Source organism: Sphingomonas cavernae (assembly GCF_003590775.1).
GTDB classification, from domain to species: domain Bacteria; phylum Pseudomonadota; class Alphaproteobacteria; order Sphingomonadales; family Sphingomonadaceae; genus Sphingobium_A; species Sphingobium_A cavernae.
On record NZ_QYUM01000003.1, the window covers coordinates 1,239,789 to 1,255,910 of the forward strand.

Annotated in this window: 18 protein-coding genes; 7 read left to right on the plus strand and 11 right to left on the minus strand. The window is 64.3% G+C overall.

Annotated features, from left to right (window positions below):
* Positions 1–21 precede the first annotated feature (21 nt).
* The 6 genes from D3876_RS13595 to D3876_RS13620 all read right to left on the minus strand — a co-directional run bounded on the left by D3876_RS13595 (position 22) and on the right by D3876_RS13620 (position 7,008).
* Positions 22–762, minus strand: a complete 741-nt coding sequence (locus tag D3876_RS13595; RefSeq protein ID WP_119763874.1) for a 3'(2'),5'-bisphosphate nucleotidase CysQ — start codon at positions 760–762, stop codon at positions 22–24.
* An 8-nt stretch (positions 763–770) separates the two neighbouring features.
* A complete protein-coding gene (gene cysN, locus D3876_RS13600) occupies positions 771–2,717 on the minus strand; it encodes a sulfate adenylyltransferase subunit CysN (RefSeq protein ID WP_119762998.1) in 1,947 nt (648 codons plus the stop codon).
* A 163-nt stretch (positions 2,718–2,880) separates the two neighbouring features.
* The gene (gene cysD, locus D3876_RS13605) at positions 2,881–3,786 is read right to left on the minus strand and encodes a sulfate adenylyltransferase subunit CysD (RefSeq protein ID WP_119763000.1); all 906 of its coding nucleotides are present in this window, start codon (positions 3,784–3,786) and stop codon (positions 2,881–2,883) included.
* Positions 3,787–3,893: 107 nt separating this feature from the next.
* On the minus strand, positions 3,894–5,159 hold the full coding sequence (locus D3876_RS13610) for an alkyl sulfatase dimerization domain-containing protein (RefSeq protein ID WP_119763002.1): 1,266 nt from the start codon (positions 5,157–5,159) through the stop codon (positions 3,894–3,896).
* Complete coding sequence (locus D3876_RS13615; protein WP_119763004.1) at positions 5,156–6,169, minus strand: zinc-dependent alcohol dehydrogenase; 1,014 nt, start codon at positions 6,167–6,169, stop codon at positions 5,156–5,158. Before D3876_RS13615 ends, D3876_RS13610 begins: the two co-directional genes overlap by 4 nt.
* Positions 6,170–6,186: 17 nt before the next feature.
* Positions 6,187–7,008, minus strand: a complete 822-nt coding sequence (locus D3876_RS13620; protein WP_119763006.1) for an SDR family NAD(P)-dependent oxidoreductase — start codon at positions 7,006–7,008, stop codon at positions 6,187–6,189.
* A 151-nt stretch (positions 7,009–7,159) separates the two neighbouring features.
* On the opposite strand from D3876_RS13620, the gene D3876_RS13625 reads away from it, so the two are divergent.
* From D3876_RS13625 to D3876_RS13655, 7 genes are all read left to right on the plus strand, one after another.
* On the plus strand, positions 7,160–8,029 hold the full coding sequence (locus D3876_RS13625; protein WP_238475364.1) for a helix-turn-helix transcriptional regulator: 870 nt from the start codon (positions 7,160–7,162) through the stop codon (positions 8,027–8,029).
* 117 nt (positions 8,030–8,146) lie between these two features.
* Positions 8,147–9,298, plus strand: coding sequence for a sulfotransferase family protein (locus D3876_RS13630; protein WP_119763008.1), 1,152 nt, complete (start codon positions 8,147–8,149; stop codon positions 9,296–9,298).
* A 3-nt stretch (positions 9,299–9,301) separates the two neighbouring features.
* The gene (locus D3876_RS13635) at positions 9,302–9,769 is read left to right on the plus strand and encodes a VOC family protein (RefSeq protein ID WP_119763010.1); all 468 of its coding nucleotides are present in this window, start codon (positions 9,302–9,304) and stop codon (positions 9,767–9,769) included.
* Positions 9,766–10,566, plus strand: a complete 801-nt coding sequence (locus D3876_RS13640; RefSeq protein WP_119763012.1) for an SDR family NAD(P)-dependent oxidoreductase — start codon at positions 9,766–9,768, stop codon at positions 10,564–10,566. The genes D3876_RS13635 and D3876_RS13640 overlap by 4 nt, the downstream gene beginning before the upstream one ends.
* Complete coding sequence (locus D3876_RS13645; protein WP_119763014.1) at positions 10,563–11,066, plus strand: nuclear transport factor 2 family protein; 504 nt, start codon at positions 10,563–10,565, stop codon at positions 11,064–11,066. Before D3876_RS13640 ends, D3876_RS13645 begins: the two co-directional genes overlap by 4 nt.
* Positions 11,067–11,193: 127 nt before the next feature.
* The gene (locus D3876_RS13650) at positions 11,194–11,571 is read left to right on the plus strand and encodes a VOC family protein (protein ID WP_119763878.1); all 378 of its coding nucleotides are present in this window, start codon (positions 11,194–11,196) and stop codon (positions 11,569–11,571) included.
* 40 nt (positions 11,572–11,611) lie between these two features.
* A complete protein-coding gene (locus D3876_RS13655; protein WP_119763016.1) occupies positions 11,612–12,430 on the plus strand; it encodes an NAD(P)-dependent oxidoreductase in 819 nt (272 codons plus the stop codon).
* Positions 12,431–12,434: 4 nt separating this feature from the next.
* Here D3876_RS13655 and D3876_RS13660 read toward each other — a convergent pair whose 3' ends face one another.
* Genes D3876_RS13660 through D3876_RS13690 form a run of 5 tightly spaced genes read right to left on the minus strand, consistent with a single transcriptional unit; the run spans position 12,435 to position 16,075 of the window.
* Positions 12,435–12,767, minus strand: a complete 333-nt coding sequence (locus tag D3876_RS13660) for a nuclear transport factor 2 family protein (RefSeq protein WP_119763018.1) — start codon at positions 12,765–12,767, stop codon at positions 12,435–12,437.
* On the minus strand, positions 12,764–13,570 hold the full coding sequence (locus D3876_RS13665; protein ID WP_119763020.1) for an SDR family NAD(P)-dependent oxidoreductase: 807 nt from the start codon (positions 13,568–13,570) through the stop codon (positions 12,764–12,766). The genes D3876_RS13660 and D3876_RS13665 overlap by 4 nt, the downstream gene beginning before the upstream one ends.
* Positions 13,571–13,599: 29 nt before the next feature.
* Positions 13,600–14,511 carry an SDR family NAD(P)-dependent oxidoreductase gene (locus D3876_RS21310; RefSeq protein WP_274378986.1) on the minus strand — a complete coding sequence of 304 codons (912 nt, stop codon included), beginning with the start codon at positions 14,509–14,511 and terminating at the stop codon, positions 13,600–13,602.
* Between the two features lie 29 nt (positions 14,512–14,540).
* Positions 14,541–14,876, minus strand: a complete 336-nt coding sequence (locus tag D3876_RS13685; RefSeq protein ID WP_119763880.1) for a hypothetical protein — start codon at positions 14,874–14,876, stop codon at positions 14,541–14,543.
* Positions 14,873–16,075 carry an aromatic ring-hydroxylating oxygenase subunit alpha gene (locus D3876_RS13690; protein WP_119763022.1) on the minus strand — a complete coding sequence of 401 codons (1,203 nt, stop codon included), beginning with the start codon at positions 16,073–16,075 and terminating at the stop codon, positions 14,873–14,875. The genes D3876_RS13685 and D3876_RS13690 overlap by 4 nt, the downstream gene beginning before the upstream one ends.
* Positions 16,076–16,122 lie beyond the last annotated feature (47 nt).

Sequence of the window (16,122 nt, forward strand, 5' to 3'; positions counted from 1 at the left end):
TCTTTTTATCGTCTGCGCGCGTCAGGCAACGGCGGGCTGCTCGCGCATGATCGTCAGCACTGGCTCGGCCCATTCGGGCCGGCAGATGAGCAGGTCGGGCATATAGCTGTCCTGCTGGTTGTAGATCAGCGGACGGCCATCGGCGCGGCTGACGTGCAGGCCGTGCGCGGCGGCGACTGCGACGGGCGCGCAACTGTCCCACTCATATTGTCCGCCGGTGTGGAGGTAGATGTCGGCCTCTCCGCGCACGATCGCCATTGCCTTTGCGCCCGCAGAGCCCATCGGAACCAGTTCGGCGCCGAGTGCCTCAGCTACCGCGACGGCTTCCGCAGCGGGCCGCGTGCGGCTGACCACCATGCGCGGGGTCGTGGCGCCCGCAGGCAGCGCCGCAGGCGCGTCGCTGCGCAACACCAGATCGAGCCCCGGCAGCGCGACCGCGCCGACCGTGGCCACGCCGTCGATCGCAAGCGCGACATGCACCGCCCAGTCGGTGCGCCCCTCGCCATATTCGCGTGTGCCGTCGACGGGATCGATGATCCACACGCGCGATCTGGCAAGCCGTGTGCCGTCGCACTGGCTCTCCTCGGAGAGCAGGCCGTCCTCGGGCCGCTGTTCACGGATCGCATGGCAGAGGAACTGGTTGGCGGTCTGATCGCCAGCCTTGCCCAGCGCCCTGGCGCTGAACAGACCGCTTTCCCGCACCTCGAGCAGCAGGCGGCCTGCGACATGCGCCAGATGCGCGGCAAGATCGGCGTCGTTCATATCCGCGTTCATTTGAGGGGCATGATTTTGCGGATGATGTGTTCGGCGGCTTGTTCGGGGGTCATCTCGACGGTGTTGACGCGGATTTCGGGGTGCTCGGGAGGCTCATAGGGGCTGTCGATGCCGGTGAAGTTCTTGAGCTGGCCCGAGCGCGCCTTTTTGTAGAGGCCCTTGACGTCGCGCGCCTCGGCGACGTTGAGCGGGGTGTCGACGAAGATCTCGATGAACTCGCCCTCGGGGAGCATCGCACGGACCAGCTCGCGTTCGGCGCGGAAAGGCGAGATGAAGGCGGTGAGCACGATCAGCCCGGCATCGGCCATCAATCTGGCGACCTCGCCGACGCGGCGGATATTCTCGATGCGGTCGGCCTCGGTGAAGCCGAGATCCTTGTTGAGCCCGTGGCGGACATTGTCGCCGTCGAGCAGGAAGGTGTGGCGGTTCATCAGGTTGAGGCTCTTTTCGACCTCATTGGCGATGGTCGACTTGCCCGAGCCCGAAAGCCCGGTGAACCACAGCACGCGCGGCGTCTGGTTCTTGAGCCGCGCATGTTCCTGGCGCGTGATGTCGGTCGGCTGCCAGTGGACATTCTGCGCGCGGCGGAGCGAGAAGTTGAGCATGCCCGCACCCACGGTGCGGTTGCTGATCTTGTCGATCAGGATGAAGCCGCCCAGCGTGCGGTTGTCGGCATAGGGCTCGAAGACGATCGCGCGGTCGGTGGCGATCTCGGCGACGCCGATCGCGTTCAATTCGAGCGTCTTGGCGGCGAGATGCTCCATCGTGTTGACGTTGACGGTGTATTTGGGCGCATGGACCGTCGCCGACACCATCTGGGTGCCGAGCTTGAGCCAATAGGAGCGCCCGACATGCAGCGCCGCATCGTCCATCCAGACGATCGTCGCCTCGAACTGGCTCGACGCCTCGGGCGGATTGTCCGCGACGGCGATGACATCGCCGCGCGAGCAATCGACCTCATCGGCAAGCGTGAGCGTGACCGACTGGCCCGCGACCGCCTCGTCGAGATCGCCATCGCCACCGGTCCCGCTTGCCGGGCCGGCTTTTCCTGGCATCGTCACGACCTTGCTGATCGTCGAGGTCTTGCCCGAGGGCAGCACGCGGATCGCGTCGCCGGGCTTGACGCTGCCGCTCGCGATCAGACCCGAAAAACCGCGAAAGTCGAGATTGGGCCGGTTGACCCACTGGACGGGCATGCGGAAGGGCTTTGCCTGATCGGAGACATTGTCGATCTCGACGCTCTCGAGATGCGCGATCAGCGCGGGGCCCTTGTACCAGGGGGTGTTGGGCGAGGGCGTGGTGGTGATGTTGTCGCCCTTGAAGCCCGAGATCGGGATCGCGGTGAAGCTCTCGATGCCGATGCTGTCGGCGAACTCGCGGTAATCCTTCACGATCGCGTCGAAGATCGCGAGATCATAATCGACCAGATCCATCTTGTTGACCGCGAGCACGATGTTGCGGATGCCGATGAGGTGCGCGAGGTAGGAATGGCGCCGCGTCTGCGTCAGCACGCCCTTGCGCGCATCGATCAGGATGACCGCAAGGTCGGCGGTCGAGGCGCCGGTGACCATGTTGCGCGTATACTGTTCATGCCCCGGCGTGTCGGCGACGATGAACTTGCGCTTTTCGGTCGCGAAGAAGCGGTAGGCGACGTCGATCGTGATGCCCTGCTCGCGCTCCGCGGCGAGCCCGTCGACGAGCAGCGCGAAGTCGATCTCCTGACCCTGCGTGCCCACGCGCTTCGAGTCCGCCTCGAGCGCTGCGAGCTGATCCTCGAAGATCATCTTCGAATCGTAGAGCAGCCGCCCGATCAGCGTCGACTTGCCGTCGTCGACCGAGCCGCAGGTGATGAAGCGCAACAGCGACTTGTTCTGGTGCTGGACGAGATAGGCGTCGATGTCCTCGGCAATGAGGGCGTCGGTCTTGTAAATGGGCTCGGTCATCACAGCCTCGTCTGGCCGGCGAATGCCGGCATGATGGTGTCTTTGGCAAGCGGCGCAAGCGATCGGGCGGGGCGCATGTCCTCCGCGCCTCCGCGTCTCCGCGCGCCCATGTTTTTCCCGCGCGGAGACGCAGAGACGCGGAGAAGGAAAGAGGAGATAGGCATCAGAAATATCCCTCCTGCTTCTTCTTCTCCATGCTGGCGTCGCCGCCATCCTTGTCGATCACGCGGCCCTGACGCTCGGAGGTGGTGGTCAGCAGCATCTCCTGGATCACCTCGGGCAGCGTCGCGGCGGTGCTCTCGACCGCGCCGGTCAAGGGATAGCAGCCGAGCGTGCGGAAACGGATCGAACGCTCGACCACCGCCTCGCCGGGTTTCAGCGGAAAGCGCTCGTCATCAACCATCAGCAGCAGCCCGTCGCGCGTCACCGTCGGGCGCGGCGCCGAGAAATAGAGCGGGACGATCGGAATGGCGTTGAGGTGGATATATTGCCAGATGTCGAGCTCGGTCCAGTTGGAGATCGGGAAGATGCGGATGCTCTCGCCTTTGGCCTTCCTGGCATTGTAGAGGTTCCACAGCTCGGGCCGCTGGTTCTTGGGATCCCAGCCGTGGCTTGCGGTGCGGAACGAGAAGATGCGCTCCTTGGCGCGGCTCTTCTCCTCGTCGCGGCGCGCGCCGCCAAAGGCCGCGTCAAAGCCATATTTGTCGAGCGCCTGCTTCAGCCCCTCGGTCTTCCACATGTCGGTGTGCAAGGGGCCATGATCGAACGGGTTGATCCCGCGCTCGATCGCCTCGGGGTTCTGATAGACGAGCAGCTCCATCCCGCTCTCCACCGCCATCCGGTCGCGAAGCGCGTACATCTCCCTGAACTTCCACGTCGTGTCGACATGCAGCAGCGGGAAGGGCGGCGGCGAGGGATAGAACGCCTTCCTCGCCAGATGCAGCATCACCGCCGAATCCTTGCCCACCGAATACAGCATCACCGGTCGCTCGGCCTCCGCCACAACCTCCCGCAAGATGTGAATGCTCTCCGCCTCAAGCCGCTCAAGATGGGTCAGGGTCTTCGACATGATATTGCACTTGCCTTCTAATTACAGAGTCCGAGTGTCACAGCCGCCCGTCACTGCCAAACGAGATAATCTATAAGATAGTAAGTACTATCTTTGTCAAAAATGATCTACCCGCCGATCTCCGCCAAGCGGCTCTCGGCGTCCGCAATTTCGGCCTTCAGCCACATGGTCTCGGAGAGATTGCTGCCACCGCTTGCCACCAGCAGATGTTCGAGCGCGGTCTTCCTGACCGCAAGCGCTCCGGCATGCGTTGGCTCTGCAGCGAGCGCGACCTCGAGCAGGTGGAGCGCCTCAAGCGGCCTGCCGCTTTCGACATGCGCGCGTGCACGCGTAGCCAGAGCGTCGGCGCCGCCCGCCAGTTCGGCCAGTTCGGCGTTCACCGCCGCGCGGGGCACGCCGTAGAGCGCGGTCGTTCCGTCGGCATAGTGGAACCAGCCGCCATTCTCTTCCCAGATGGCGCGCACCGCCCACGATGTCTTGCCATGGAACTCGCCGATCCTCAGATCCTCCGGCAAGACGATCTCACGCATCAGATCCTGCACGGTCTTGCCCGCGTTCATGCCGGCAATCGTCTCGCGCTCGAGATACGACACCGCCGCGTGCATGGTATCGAGGTCGGCGCGGATCCTGTCCGCGCCGCGGATCGGCTCGCCATGGCCCGTGATCACCAGTTCGGGCGCGAGCGCGCGGACTGCTTCGACCGAACGCAGATAGGCGCGGACGAGGCGAGGCTTGTCGCCGCGCATGGTCACGAGATTGGGCATGGCGCGCCACACCGGGCCGAACAGGTTTCCGGTAAACACGGTGCGTTCGTCGGGCATCCAGACGAACACCGAGCACAGGGTTTCGCCGCCGGGGGTCTTCACGACCTCGAAGCGCCGGCCGCCCTGTTCGAAGGCGAGGACATCGGAGACCTCGATATCGGGCACGACAACGGGCGGCTTGGGCGGCGGTCCGTCGCGCCGGGTCATCGACGCCCAGAGCTTGCCCGAGCGGCGTCCGAGGAACGGTGCCAACCGGTCGAAATAGTCGCAGGTTTCGGTAAAGCCGACGCCCGCAATCACCTGGGTATCGGCTTCCTTCTGTTCGGGCAGCGCGCCATAGTGGTCGGCATGCGCCTGCGTCAGGATGATCCGCTTGAGCGGTCCCGTGCGGTGCGGCGCGAACAGGCCCTTGTTGCGTTCGCCATTGGTGAGGAAGCCGGTGTTGACGAGCAGGTCGCCGTCGCCGGTCGTCACCAGATAGGCGTTGGAAATGTCCTTCACCATGAAGATGGTGTCGGTGATTGCCTCGGCGCCTGTCTGACCGTCGCCGGCCATCACGAGTGCGCCCAAGGGGGGCGGATTGGGTGGGGTTTGCGGTTTCGCGCTCATTTGGTCGCCCCTTCGAATTCGATCATCACCTTGGCCGATTGCGGTCTGGCTGCGATGTCCAGCCCTTCAAGCACGCGTTCAAAGGGCAGCTTGTGGCTGATGAGCGCCGCGATCTTGTCCTTCAGGCGCGGCATGGCGGCGATCACATCGGGCATTTCGGTGGGATAGCCGACCGCGGTGGTGATGGTCATCTCGGTCGTCAGCATCGGGCCGGCGGGAAGCTCGATCGGCTTCATGTAAGCGGCGGTAATGACGTGCCGTGCATGCGTCTTCGCGAGCGTCACCACATCGTGGAGGATGGATGGCGCCCCCGCCGCGTCGATATAGGCGTCGGTCAGCGACTTTTCGCGGCCGAAGACCGTCGTCGTTCCGTGGATTTCCTTGATCCGCGCGATCGCGTCTTCCTTGGCGGGGTTGATCGTATGCGCGCCGAGTGCGCGCGCGCGTTCCAGCCGTTCCTCGGCAAGATCGAGCGCGATGACGTCCTTGCAGCCGCGGTCGATCGCCCACATCACCATCCCGAGGCCGATCGGGCCGCAGCCGAAAATCACGAGCCGGTCGCCGGCCTTCGCTTCCGCCCGGTTGACGCCGTGCATGGCGACCGAAAGCGGCTCGCACATCGCTGCGACGTCATAGGGAATGCCCTCGGGGATCGGCAGCAGGCTGTCGCCCAGCCGTGCCTCACGCACCAGCAGTTCCTCGGTGAACGCGCCTTCGGGGCCGCCGCTGCCGATATAGCTCGGCGTGTTCATCGGGTTGATGATGACGGCCTGGCCGACCGCGACATTCTCGACCTCGCTGCCGACGATCATCACCTCGCCCGCGCCCTCATGGCCGAGCGCGGTGAGCTTGCCGGGACCCGGGATGCCACCATTCTTGATATAGGACAGGTCGCTGCCGCAGATGCCGCAGGCCTTCATCTTGACGACCACGTCCTTGGGGCCGGGCTGGGGCCGGTCATAGGCGTCGAGCCGGACGTCGTTGACGTCATGGATGTTGAGCAGGCGCATGGACCGTCCTCCGGCTGTCAAAAGGCGTATGGCGGGTAGATCAGGCTGCCGCCGTCGATCACGATGGTGTCGCCCGAATGGTAGCGCGAGGCGTCGCTCGCCAGATAGGCGCCGATGCCCTCGAAATCCTCGGGCGTGCCCGGGCGGTGGATCGGGGTCTTGGCAGAGAAATGCGCGTCGACCTGGGCGATGCGCGCTTTCATCTCGTCGCTCATCTCCTGGTCGGTGCCGATGCCCGTCTTGATATAGCCCGGCGCGATGGTGTTGGCGCGGATCTCGTACTTGCCGAGCTCGGCCGCCATGCCGCGCACGACCGCGCCCATGCCGCCCTTGGACGCGGCATAGTTGTTGATGCCCGCGATGCCGTGGAACATCGAAAGGCTGCCGCAATAGACGAGGCTGCCCCCGGGCTCGCCCGCCTCGGCGCGCGCGACCATCGCCTTGGCGCCCTCGCGCAGCGTGAAGAACGCGCCGTGCAGATTGACCGCGAGCAGATCGTGCCACTCGTTCGCGTCAAGGGTGAGCACCGAGCGCGAACGCGAGGCGCGGCCCGAATTGGCGAACACGCAGTCGATGCGGCCGAAATCGGCGAGGAGCTGCGCATAACCGTCGACAATGGCCTGCTCGGACGAGACGTCCACCTGATAGGCGATCACGCGTCCGGCGCCGGCGTCCTCAAGTTCCTTCCTGGCGGCGGCGTTCTTTTCTTCGTTGCGCGCCCAGATGGCGATGTCGCCACCCAGCTTGGCCACGCCGCGTGCAAAGCCCAGCCCGATGCCGCTGTTGCCGCCGGTGACAAGCGTGACCTTGCCCGTGCAATCGAAAAGACCTTTTGCCATAACTTTCCTCTCAGTCGCGCCACATGCGGGGCGATCGCGTTTATGATGTGAATGTCGGCCAGTGCCTTCTGCATCGCAATTGGACAGGCTGTCGACGACGAGCCATATTGCTGCCATAGGGCCAAAGTCGAACGGCCATGAGGCGCGAAGCGTGCAAAAGGAAACCTACGCGAAGTCGGTGTACGAGGCGGAACTGTCGGTTCCGCTGGCGACGGCCCGAATCATGCGGCTGCATCTCGACCAGCCGACCAACAGGGTTTTCCGCCGCGACGGGCACTATTGGCTCGACATGTGCCTTACGCCGCGGCCGGAAAAGGCGCGAGGCTGCTTTCGCGATCGCTGGGGCCCGCATCGCTTCGAGCGCTTGGGCGAGATTTTTCTGGTCCCGCCGGGCGAGGCCATTCACGTCCGCAGCGACCGGGGCGGGGATCAGGCCTCGATCGTCTGCGAAATCAAGGCAGAGGCCATCGACCGTTGGCTGGACGGGGGCATTCAGTGGACCGACCGGCGGCTCGAGGCGGTGCTCGACATTGCGAACCCGCATATTCGCTCCTGCCTCTTCCGGCTCGCGGAAGAGGTGAATAATCCAGGACCCGGGGGCAAAATGCTTGCCGAAATGATCGCGGGGCAACTCGCGATCGAGGTAGCGCGCTATTGTCGGGCCATTGCTGAAGGGCCGATCGCCGGCGGGCTGGCCTCCTGGCGCCTGCGCCTCATCGATGAGAAGCTCCATCAGGGCGGCGCTGCGCCTACGCTCGAGGATCTGGCGGCGCTCTGCAACATCTCGGTCCGGCAATTGACGCGCGGCTTTCGCACCAGCCGGGGCTGCTCGATTGGCGACCATATCGCGCAGACGCGAATTGAAATGGCCAAGCGACAACTCGGCTCCGACGAAAGCATCAAGGCGATCGCTTTCGGACTCGGTTTTGCATCGCCCTCGAGCTTTGCCTTCGCATTCCGACGGGCGACCGGCTCCACGCCGAGCCAGTTTCGCCAGCGCCAGTTGCGAAAGGTGCGTTGAGCGGACCTTGTGTCTGGTTGTCGATGATTTGGCTGGATAGCGAAAGTCATCCGCGTTGGCGTACCTCCTTATGGCTCGCATGATGTCTCCAAAATCAGAACATCAGGAGAGATTGCCATGAGCGCACCGCTCGTCGCCGACGCGCTGATCGAACAGGCCATGAAAGCAACGGGCCTCGACCGGTTCGATTCCGAATCCTGGCGCGAAGGGCTCGACATCCTGCTTGCCGATGCCGGTAAGACCGGCCTGTCAGAAGGCGGCCATGCCCGCATGCAGACGAGCGTTGTCGAACTGCTCTCCAACCGGCTGAAGACGACCGACTATCTGGCCAAGCGGCCCGAACTGCTCAATCGCCCGATCGAGAAGCCCGTCTTCGTTTTCGGCATCCCGCGCACGGGCACGACGCTGCTCAGCAATCTTCTGGCGTGCGACCCCGCACGGCGTTCGCCTTTGACCTGGGAAATCGACGATCCCGTGCCGCCCGCAACAGCGGCGACGCTCAAGACCGATCCGCGTGCGATTGCCCGGCTTGAGCAGGAAAAGGCGATGCTCGCCGCGCGCCCCGAAATGGGCAAATATTACCGCAACTCGGCGGTCTATCCCAATGAGTGCATCTTCTTCATGGCGCACGACTTCAAGGCACTGGCGCTGGAATCGCGGGGCAAGCTTCCCAATTACCGCGACTGGCTGTTCTCGACCGACATGACCTCGGCATACGAGTATCACAAGCGCTTCCTGCAACTGCTGCAGGCTGACGCGCCGGGCGTGTGGAACCTCAAGATGCCGAGCCACAGCCTGTGGCTGGACACGATCAGGAAAGTCTATCCCGATGCGCGGCTGATCTGGACGCACCGCGATCCCTTCACCGCGATGGGCAGCTTCTGCTCGATCATCAGCCTTGCGCATATGGGCTTCATGGGACGCGTCGACGGCGAATGGCTGGTCGAAAACTGCACCTATCAGGCCGAACTCCACGCCAACCGCATCATGGACTTCCGCGACCGTCAGGGTGAGGAGAGCATGATCGATGTCCACTATTCGGACCTCGTCTCCAATCCGATCGGAGCGATGCGCAAGCTTTATGCGTCGCTGGGCGACGATTTCACGCCCGAGGCCGAGGCCGCGATGCAAAGCTGGCTCGACGACAATCCCCAGGGCAAGTTCGGCAGGCATGAATACAAGCTCGCTCAATATGGGCTTTCGGCGGAGCAACTCGCACCCAGGTTCGAGCGCTATCTGTCCAGCTACGACGTCGCTCGGGAGGGCTGAATCATGATCACCGGACGCCATTACCAGAATGCCTATGTCACGCGGAACGTGGACAAGGCGGTGGCCAGCTTCAAGCAGCATGCGGACATCCGCAGCCTTATGGAGATCGAGGTTCCGGTTCAGCTCTGGACGCCGCAGGGCGAGGGGACGGGCGTGCAAAAGCTCGCCTTTGTCTGGGTCGAGGACCTGAACTTCGAACTTATCGAACCCAAGGACGGGGAGACGCTCGCCATCTACCGCGACGCGCTGCCCGCAGATGATAGTCTGAAATTCCACCATGTCTGCCACGTCGTCGATGATTGGGACGAGCTCATGGGCAAGGTTGAAAAGCAGCCTTTCCCGATCGTGCTGAAAGGCGGCACGCCGGGCATGCTCCAGTTCCTCTATCTCGATGCGCGTGAATGGCTGGGCCATTACATCGAATATGTCTGGATGGTACCCGAACGCTGGGCGGCAATGGGCGGGCGATGAGCCTCACCGAGCACTACGGGCCCTGGGCGGTCATCTCGGGCGCGTCCGAGGGAACGGGCCGGGCCTTCGCGCGCAAAATAGCCAGAGAAGGCATCAACTGTGTGCTGATCGCGCGCCGCGAGAGACCGCTGGCCGAGCTGGCCGACGAACTTCGCGGCGAATATGGCGTCGAGTGCGTCACCGCGGCGATCGACCTTTCCGCGCCCGATGCCAGCGACCGGGTCAAGGCGGCGGCGGGCGACCGCGAGGTCGGGCTCTATGTCAGCAATGCGGGCGCGGATCCGGAGGGGGCTCGGTTTCTCGATATCGAAGTCGATCGCTGGGTCGATCAGGTCAACCGCGGCATCGTCAACCTGATGCGCTGTTGCCATCATTTCGGCGGACAGATGCGCGGGCGGAAGCGCGGCGGGCTACTGCTGGTCGGTTCGGGTGCCTGCTATGGTGGCAGCAGCTTCATGGCGACCTATGCTGGACTCAAGGCCTTCGGCCTCAATTTCGCCGAAGGACTGTGGGCGGAATTGCGTCCGCACGGCGTCGATGTGCTTTACGCGGCCCTCGGGACGACCGACACGCCTGCCTTCCGCGCGCTGGCCGCCAGCAAGGGCCTGCCGCTTCCGCCGGGATTGGCCGACGCGCAGGAAGTAGCCGAGGTCGTGCTATCACGGCTGGCCGATGGCCCGTTGATGAACTGGGGACTTGAGGACGAGGATGCCGGGCATCTCCCCATGTCCGCCTCCGCACGCCGGACGCGCGTGCTCGCGATCGGCGAGGCGACCAAGCGGATCTTCGGCGAATGACCGACCGGGAAGCCATCACCGACCTGATCTACCGCTATTGCCGGGCGGTCGACCGGTTGGATCATGAGCTGGGCTATTCGATCTGGCACGAGGACGGCACCGCCGATTATGGCGAAGCCGTCTATCAGGGCAGCGTCCATGGCTTTGTCGACTTCGTCTGCGAACAGCATGGCAAGACGCTCGGCCACTCGCATCAGGTGACCAACATCATCCTCACCCTCGATGGCGACCGGGCCGCGAGCGAATCCTACCATATCGCCGCGCTCAGGATCATGCGGGGCGAGCAGCTCCACGAAATCTGCGTCCGCGGCCGTTATCTCGACCGATGGTCTAAGCGGAACGGACGCTGGGGCATCGACCACCGCGTCACCATTCGCGATTTCGACGACATCCGCCCGGTGACGCCTTTAAGCAACGAGGTGCGCAGCCGACGCGACCGCGACGATCCGTCATACGCAGTCCTTGCGATCGCGAATGAACCGGGTGGACGGCCCAGGTGACCCGGCTGGGTATCGAAATGCTGAGCGTCTTCGGCTGGCGCAGGCAAAGGCAGGGGTGCCCGGGATGGAAAGACTTCGTCCGGGGGTAGAGGCCGCCGGCAGTTGATTGGATAAGGGAGAAAACGAGATGTTGACCGTGGGACGTTTTGGCACGCGCGATCTGGAGCGCGCGAAGCCCTTTTACGACGCCATCGCCGAAATGCTGGGCGCGCCCCGCGTGTTCGAACGCCCGGATCTGGTGGGTTATCAGGGCGCTGAAGGCAGCATGTTGCTGGTCGGCAAGCCCTTTGCCGGTGATGCGACGGTGGGTAACGGCACACAGATGGGGCTTGCTGCGCCAAGCCGTGCGGTCGTCGATGCCGTGCACGCAAAGGCGCTTGAACTGGGCGGAAGCTGCGAGGGTACACCGGGCATCCGGGGCGACGATCCCAATGGCTTTTACGGAGCCTATTTCCGCGATCTCGACGGCAACAAGCTCACGGTCTTCCGCTACGGCCCGCCATGATTCCGGCCGCGCGGTGCGTGGATGACAAGAGGATCTTTGCATGAAAGTTGGATTTATCGGGCTGGGCAGTCTGGGCGCACCGATGGCGCGCCGGATCGCACGCAGCGGATTCCCGCTGGTCGTCCATGACGTCAGCGCGGCCGCGATGGACGCGTTCGACGAGCCGGGGGTGGAACTGGTCAGCGATCCGGTGGAGGTGGCGCGGCGCTGCGAGGCGCTCTGCGTCTGCGTCCGGATGGACAGTGATCTTGTCGATCTTGCCGGCGACGGCAAGATTTTCGCGGCGCTTGGCGAGGGTGGCCTGTTCATCGTGCATTCCACCGTAGCTCCCGAACTATGTCAGGAACTGGCCGAGCGCGCCCGGGAGCACGGCGTGGCGCTGGTCGACGCGGGGGTCTCGGGCGGAGGCCCTGCCGCGCTCAAGGGCGAGCTTTCGATATATGCGGGCGGCGGCGACGACGCGCTCGACAAGGCGCGGCCGCTGCTCGAAAGCCTTGGCAAGGTCGCATATCTGGGGCCGGTTGGGCGCGGCATGCAGGGCAAGCTGCTCAACAACCTCGTCTCTATCGCCAATTACGGCATGGCGGCGGCGATCCTAGACCTGGGTGAGAGCCTTGGATTCGACCGTGAACAATTGCGCGAAACGCTGATGGCGGGATCCGCGCAGGGATTTGCGCTGCGCGCTGTCCCGGGCCTTTTACGCCCCGAAGGCGCGGTCGCCATGCGGCAGTTGCTCGGCAAGGATGTCGACCATGCCCGCAAGCTCGCGGACAACGCCACGCCGGCAATGGCAGCGCTGGTGCGGGCGGCGGAATCGATGCTGGAGCGGCTCGATCGCGCAGCCGCCGAGGTGAAATAGCCGGTTAGCCGCGCTTGTAGATGCTGAGGCGGCGGATCCGGCCGTCCTCATCGGTCTGGAAGAAATTGGCGGTACGGCGGCTGGTGCCGTCATCCAGTCTCGCCTCGATCTCGGTCGCGACGCCGCTCTCGGAGGCAATCACGGTCCTGGGCGTCGGGCTGGGCGCCTGCATCGAGAAGAGCTGGCCATACATCGCGCGGATCGCGTCACGCCCGGCGAGTTCGCGTCCGTCGGGCAGGATCATCACGGCATCCTCGACGAAGAGCGACAGCAGCGTCTCGACGTCGCGATTGCGCATGCCGCCGAAATAGCGGTCGACCAGTTCCTGTCCCGTCATAGCAAACTCCCTCCGTCGACCGGATATACCTGCCCCGTGACGAAGCCCGCCCCATCGGAGGCGAGCCAGACGACCAGCGAGGCGACCTCTTCGGGCATCGCGACGGGGCGCCCGACCACCGTCTGGCGCGCGCGCTTCGCCATGTCCTCCACGCTGGCCCCGGCAAAGGCTTCCTTGAAGAAGCCGCTCCTGAAGCGGCTGCCTTTGCTGAAAGCGTCGGGATCGCTCGAAACCGTGCCATAGGGTGCGACGCAGTTCACGCGGATACCGTGCTGTCCTACTTCCTTCGCCAGCACTTTGGTGAAGCCGTGCACCGCGGCTTTGGCGGCGGAATAGACAGGCAGCATGTAATCGCCGACCAGTCCCGCGGTGGAACCGATATGGACGATCGCGCCGCCCCTGGCCGCGATCATGCCGGGCAGAACGGCATGCGTCATGCGCAGCACTGTGCCCAGATTGAGATCGATGTCGCCCGCCCAGGTCGCGGGATCGGAGTCCGCGAAGAAGCCCGCGCCGACATTGCCGCCGACATTGTTGACGAGCACGCCAACCGCGCCAAGCTCAAACGCCGCCTCAAGAATGCGCGAGGGCGACGCCGGGTCGGTCATGTCGGCGGGCACAAAGCGAGCGTCGGCCGCACCGCGATCCTTGCACAGGGCGACCAGCCGCTCGCCGGCTTCCAGATCGCGGCCCACGCCCACGACATTTGCACCTTCCGCGGCGAGGCCAAGCGCGATGGCGCGGCCGATATTCGCGGTTGCGCCAGTCACGATCGCAACCTTGCCTGCAAGTCCCGTGTCCACACTGCCTCTCCCGAAACGGCGCGCGCCGCTCAGACGTCGGCGGGGGCGCGGGTGATTCTCATCGCTTCACGATGTGGCGTATGGCTTGCCTCGTCACTGCCCTGAACTTCAACCGCCTGGGCGATATGCGCAAGCGACAGGCAGAGATTCATAAGACGCTGCTCGCCGGCATCGTACTCTGCGAGTGGTTTTGCATCGAGCAATGCGAGCGCCGGGACGAGCAGGGGCTTGCCCGCTTCGAAAAAGGCGCTGCGCTCTGCTTCGGTAGAAGTCGACCTGCGGTTCGCGCGATTGGCGGAGCCTTCCAGCGCCCAATTTTCGACAAAGGGCTCCAGCACCTCGAAGCCGGTGGGGAGCCGGGTCATGCCGCACATCCCGCAGTCGCCTGCTCGACCTTCCAGGATTCGACCGCATCGCGGACGCCGTTGAACAGGTGGCGACACAACGCCTCCTGCGTCTGGAAATGGATATGCTTCAAGGCGCCGCTTGAAAGCCCGCGCTGCCCGGCGGCGATCACCGCGCGGTCCTCGGCATGGATGTCGCGCGCCGTCGCCATCGCAAATTCGCGCGCGAAGCGCTCGCACTGTGCCCAGATTGAGATCGATGTCGCCCGCCCAGGTCGCGGGATCGGAGTCCGCGAAGAAGCCCGCGCCGACATTGCCGCCGACATTGTTGACGAGCACGCCAACCGCGCCAAGCTCAAACGCCGCCTCAAGAATGCGCGAGGGCGACGCCGGGTCGGTCATGTCGGCGGGCACAAAGCGAGCGTCGGCCGCACCGCGATCCTTGCACAGGGCGACCAGCCGCTCGCCGGCTTCCAGATCGCGGCCCACGCCCACGACATTTGCACCTTCCGCGGCGAGGCCAAGCGCGATGGCGCGGCCGATATTCGCGGTTGCGCCAGTCACGATCGCAACCTTGCCTGCAAGTCCCGTGTCCACACTGCCTCTCCCGAAACGGCGCGCGCCGCTCAGACGTCGGCGGGGGCGCGGGTGATTCTCATCGCTTCACGATGTGGCGTATGGCTTGCCTCGTCACTGCCCTGAACTTCAACCGCCTGGGCGATATGCGCAAGCGACAGGCAGAGATTCATAAGACGCTGCTCGCCGGCATCGTACTCTGCGAGTGGTTTTGCATCGAGCAATGCGAGCGCCGGGACGAGCAGGGGCTTGCCCGCTTCGAAAAAGGCGCTGCGCTCTGCTTCGGTAGAAGTCGACCTGCGGTTCGCGCGATTGGCGGAGCCTTCCAGCGCCCAATTTTCGACAAAGGGCTCCAGCACCTCGAAGCCGGTGGGGAGCCGGGTCATGCCGCACATCCCGCAGTCGCCTGCTCGACCTTCCAGGATTCGACCGCATCGCGGACGCCGTTGAACAGGTGGCGACACAACGCCTCCTGCGTCTGGAAATGGATATGCTTCAAGGCGCCGCTTGAAAGCCCGCGCTGCCCGGCGGCGATCACCGCGCGGTCCTCGGCATGGATGTCGCGCGCCGTCGCCATCGCAAATTCGCGCGCGAAGCGCTCGCTGGCATTACCGTCCTCGCCGACCCAGTAGATCCGGATCACGCCGCGCGAACGCGTCGCCGAGATCGGATACACGGTGTGGGAAAAGTGCTGGATCGGAGTTCCGAGCAGAAAGAAATTTGGAAAGAGCGCGAAATATTCGCGGTCATTCGGTCCACCTACGATGCCGCGCCGCATGCCCGCCTCATATCCCTTGCCGAACGCCATGCCCTGCGTCGGCTGGACTCTGGGCTCGGGGTTCGTCCAGATGGATTGCGTGCGGTGCGGGCCGTTGAAGCCATAGCGCAACGGATAGCCGAAGGGATTGTCCTGGCTCAGCGTCGCCTGCCCGGTGCGCGGATGGATAAAGCGCAGGTGGTAGTTCTCCTGGAAATTGTCGTAGGTCAGCTTCCAGTTCGCTTCGATGTCATAAACATATTCGGAAAAGGTCGTGGCCTGCGCCACCGGCAGCGTTTCTAGCCGCTCCGCGAGCCCCTGTAGCCAGTCGCGCAGGGGTGCAGGGTCCGGATCGAAGTTGATGAAGATCAGACCGGCGCAGACTTCGAGCGCAATCGACGGCAAGGCGCAGTCGGCCTTGGAGACATGAAACGCCTCAAAATCCGGCGCCGAGATCAGAGCGCCGTCCGTACCGAAGGTCCATCTGTGATAGGGGCAACTGAAGGTGGCGCGCTTGCCTTGCACATCGTCGACCAACTGCGTGCCACGGTGCGTGCAGACATTGTGGAAGGCGCGAATACCGCCATCCTTGCCGCGGACGATCAGGACGGAAGCATTCGCAAACTCCATCTCGCGGCGGATGAAGCTGCCTGACTCGGGCAGCTCGCAGACATGGCCGACCTGGATCCAGCTACGCAGGAACACGGCCTTGCGTTCGAGTTCAAACCAGTCGGCGTCGTAATAGGGGGCTGCAGGAATCGGATCCGTGCCGAGGAAGGCGACGTCCTTATTCGAGACCTGCTCGAACCCCCTGGGCGGAGCGTTCATCCTCTCTTCTCCTCACTGCTTCATGCAATCGAGGCTTCAGAGTATCG

Bases quoted from the DNA above. Each gene is read 5' to 3' on its own strand.
- D3876_RS13655 (WP_119763016.1), top strand. From the start codon at position 11,612: ATGAAAGTTGGATTTATCGGGCTGGGCAGTCTGGGCGCACCGATGGCG.
- D3876_RS13630 (WP_119763008.1), top strand. From the start codon at position 8,147: ATGAGCGCACCGCTCGTCGCCGACGCGCTGATCGAACAGGCCATGAAA.
- D3876_RS13660 (WP_119763018.1), bottom strand. From the start codon at position 12,767: ATGACGGGACAGGAACTGGTCGACCGCTATTTCGGCGGCATGCGCAAT.
- D3876_RS13685 (WP_119763880.1), bottom strand. From the start codon at position 14,876: ATGACCCGGCTCCCCACCGGCTTCGAGGTGCTGGAGCCCTTTGTCGAA.
- D3876_RS13690 (WP_119763022.1), bottom strand. From the start codon at position 16,075: ATGAACGCTCCGCCCAGGGGGTTCGAGCAGGTCTCGAATAAGGACGTC.
- D3876_RS13595 (WP_119763874.1), bottom strand. From the start codon at position 762: ATGAACGACGCCGATCTTGCCGCGCATCTGGCGCATGTCGCAGGCCGC.
- D3876_RS13615 (WP_119763004.1), bottom strand. From the start codon at position 6,169: ATGCGCCTGCTCAACATCCATGACGTCAACGACGTCCGGCTCGACGCC.
- cysN (WP_119762998.1), bottom strand. From the start codon at position 2,717: ATGACCGAGCCCATTTACAAGACCGACGCCCTCATTGCCGAGGACATC.
- D3876_RS13610 (WP_119763002.1), bottom strand. From the start codon at position 5,159: ATGAGCGCGAAACCGCAAACCCCACCCAATCCGCCCCCCTTGGGCGCA.
- D3876_RS13620 (WP_119763006.1), bottom strand. From the start codon at position 7,008: ATGGCAAAAGGTCTTTTCGATTGCACGGGCAAGGTCACGCTTGTCACC.
- D3876_RS13650 (WP_119763878.1), top strand. From the start codon at position 11,194: ATGTTGACCGTGGGACGTTTTGGCACGCGCGATCTGGAGCGCGCGAAG.
- D3876_RS13645 (WP_119763014.1), top strand. From the start codon at position 10,563: ATGACCGACCGGGAAGCCATCACCGACCTGATCTACCGCTATTGCCGG.
- D3876_RS13640 (WP_119763012.1), top strand. From the start codon at position 9,766: ATGAGCCTCACCGAGCACTACGGGCCCTGGGCGGTCATCTCGGGCGCG.
- D3876_RS13635 (WP_119763010.1), top strand. From the start codon at position 9,302: ATGATCACCGGACGCCATTACCAGAATGCCTATGTCACGCGGAACGTG.
- cysD (WP_119763000.1), bottom strand. From the start codon at position 3,786: ATGTCGAAGACCCTGACCCATCTTGAGCGGCTTGAGGCGGAGAGCATT.